The organism is Collinsella sp. CLA-ER-H8, assembly GCF_040092335.1.
GTDB lineage: Bacteria > Actinomycetota > Coriobacteriia > Coriobacteriales > Coriobacteriaceae > Collinsella.
Map to the genome: position 1 here is coordinate 1 of NZ_JBBNLU010000035.1, position 2622 is coordinate 2622.

The following is a 2622-nucleotide window of genomic DNA, read 5'->3' on the forward strand; positions in this document are numbered from 1 at the left end:
GCGAGACGGTAGACGTGTCAATGGAGCTATCGGTGACTACGGGGGCGGAGTAATCCGCGTAGCGGATCTACGCAGCCCTCGTTCACCGATAGCGGAATTGACGCGGCGGGCGAGCACGACATCAGACTTGGTCGAGGGTCGATGGGCACACCTGCTCATCGACCCTTTCCTTGCCTGTGTCACGGCAATGAAAACCTCTGGGATGGGATGGGGGGAATCCTTACCACGACAGGATTCCCCCCATTATGTGCCATGTGCCATGTGCCAGCTGAGGGGGTGGTTCGGAGGGGCGAAGTCCCTCCGTTCGGCGCTTGCGCCGATGGCCCGAAGGACGTGAGCGACGCCGCGAACGGACGAGGGCGGGGGTCAAGGGGGAAACCCCCTTGCACGTGCCAAGCGTAGCTTGGTATAACGTGACTATACCAAAGCCGCTAACGCACCTTTAGGTGGTTCGAACTCGGGAGTTTGACATGACCGTAGCACCCTTGATTGCCATGAAGTCGACCAAATGTGACAGCCTTGAAGCCGTGGGCAAGGAGCTGGACAGACGGGCGCACACCTACGCCAACGATGTTGACCAGAGCGGCCGGCATGTCGGGTACCTGTGCCGCGCGGGGGATGAGAGTCCCGTTCCGCTCGAACAGGCCATCGAGCGCCGTATGGGCGAGCTGAACACCAAGCGGAAAATTAGGGACAACCAAGTCCGCGCGATGGGGTTCATCGTCTCAAGCAACGATGCCTTGGACGAGAAGGACGCGAGGGAGTTTCTGGACAGGTCGGTTCAGTGGTTCGGGGCGCGGTACGGATACGAGAACCTGCTCGCAGCCCAGATTCATCTGGACGAGGGCACCCCGCACGCGCATATCTGGATTGCCCCAGTCATTCGCGGCGAGGACGGTCACGATCGCCTGTGCGCCAAGGAGCTGTTCGCGCCCGACAAGCGGCGGAAGAACGCGGATGGAAAGTGGGAGGTGACGGCCCAGGGAACCATGAGCAGGCTTCAGGAGGACTTCTGGGAGCAGGTCGCGAAGCCCTATGGGTACGAGCGCCCCCTGCGCCACGAGCTGCGCGCGAAGGGCTACAGGAGCCTTGATGCGTACAAGGTGCAGGTCGGCACCACGCGAGCGCTCAAGTCCGAGATAGAGACCCTTGAGGGTGCGAGGGACAAGGCGAAGCACGGGGCGATAACTGCCAAGCGCGAGCTGGACGGTCTCGAGCAGCTTAGGGTTGAGAGCCATGTCAAATTGGGTGCCGTGACCGCCAAGGTCGATGAAAAGAGGGCGCAAGCTGCGGAAATCGACCGCCGAATCGCGGAAAAAATGGCCGAACTCGACCGCTTGGACGGCGAAATCGGCGAGAAAATCGAGCTTCGCAACGAGGTGGGCGACAACCTCCAGCGCGAGCAGCGGCGATTGGAGTCGGTTCGGCAAGCGGCGGGACGGCTTGAGAAAGACGTTGAGGAGCTGGAAGCCATCGCTTACCTCACTGACCAGTTCGACCACGCGGGACGCTTTGAGAAGCGCGGAATCCTCGATGAAATCGCTGCTCGATGCGATGGACTCCGAGGACGAGTTGAGCAGGTCGTTGAGGGAATCAGAGGAGCGGTTGGACGGCTTGAGGTGGCAATTGCGGACCTCGCCAGAAAGCTCGCGCCGAGAAGTGCGCGGATGACAACAAGGGCGCTCAAACGCGATTTGGCGGCCTTGGAGCGCGATTATGGAGAAGACGATGACAGAAGCCCCAAAGCCCGTGCTGCAGAAGCCCGGATGGCTGCTAGGGGTTTGAACGCGAACCGTGGAGATGAAGCACCGCGGCGATCGTGGGGGCAGAGCCGTTAGCACATCGCCGCGCCGGAACGTAAAAGCCCACCGCGCGGACGCGATGGGCTAGAATGTTTGTTGCTGGTCGTTGGTTGCCGCCGACAACCAGCTAATGGAAACGGAAGGTGGTTTCCGTCCCGTACATGACTATTCTAGCAAGACCGCGAGGTCAGGGCTATAGATAGACTTAAAAACGGAGCCACCTTCCATGATTTTGGAGGTGGCTTTTTTCATGGCAGAAGTGGTCAAGAAGCGCTATTGGAACTTCATCGTTTACGAGGACTCGGCACCAGAGGACTGGGTTGGCGTGCTGAAGCGTAGCCATTGCATGTTCGCAATCTCCCCGCAGCACCAGCCAGACGAGGAGTGCAAGAAGCCGCACTGGCACGTGATGTTCTATAGCGGGCATGGCCCGATTACGTTGTCGGCGGCGAAAGCTGCGATTCCCGAGGGCGTGCCGGCAAACGGGTACATCGAGCCGGCGCACAGCCCGCAGGGTAGCCAGCGCTACCTGATTCATCTGGACGACCCCGAGAAGCAGCAGTGGGCGGAAGGCATCAACGCCATCACGGTTCTAAATGGGTTTCCACTCGACTTGACGCGCGAGCTGAGCAAGCCAGAGAAGGCGAAGGTTCGCAGCGCGCTTCTGGCAATCATCCGCGAGAACGGTGTGACCGAGTACGGCGATTTCATCTTTGGGCTGGAAGACCTCGGCGACCCCGACATGCTCGACTACGCTTGCAACCACACGATTTTCTTTTCAAAGGTGATTGATTCACAGCGCAACAAAGCCCGCGATGAA

General features: G+C 60.0%; 2 protein-coding genes. Both read left to right on the forward strand.

Features of this window, described 5'->3' with window-relative positions:
* The first annotated feature begins 470 nt into the window (after positions 1 to 470).
* Positions 471 to 1838 (forward strand): MobV family relaxase, encoded by a 1368-nt coding sequence (gene mobV / locus AAAX72_RS09685; RefSeq protein ID WP_349130177.1) that lies wholly within the window; start codon positions 471 to 473, stop codon positions 1836 to 1838.
* Positions 1839 to 2028: 190 nt separating this feature from the next.
* A partial coding sequence (locus AAAX72_RS09690) for a Rep family protein (RefSeq protein ID WP_349130179.1) occupies positions 2029 to 2622 on the forward strand: 594 nt, incomplete at its 3' end.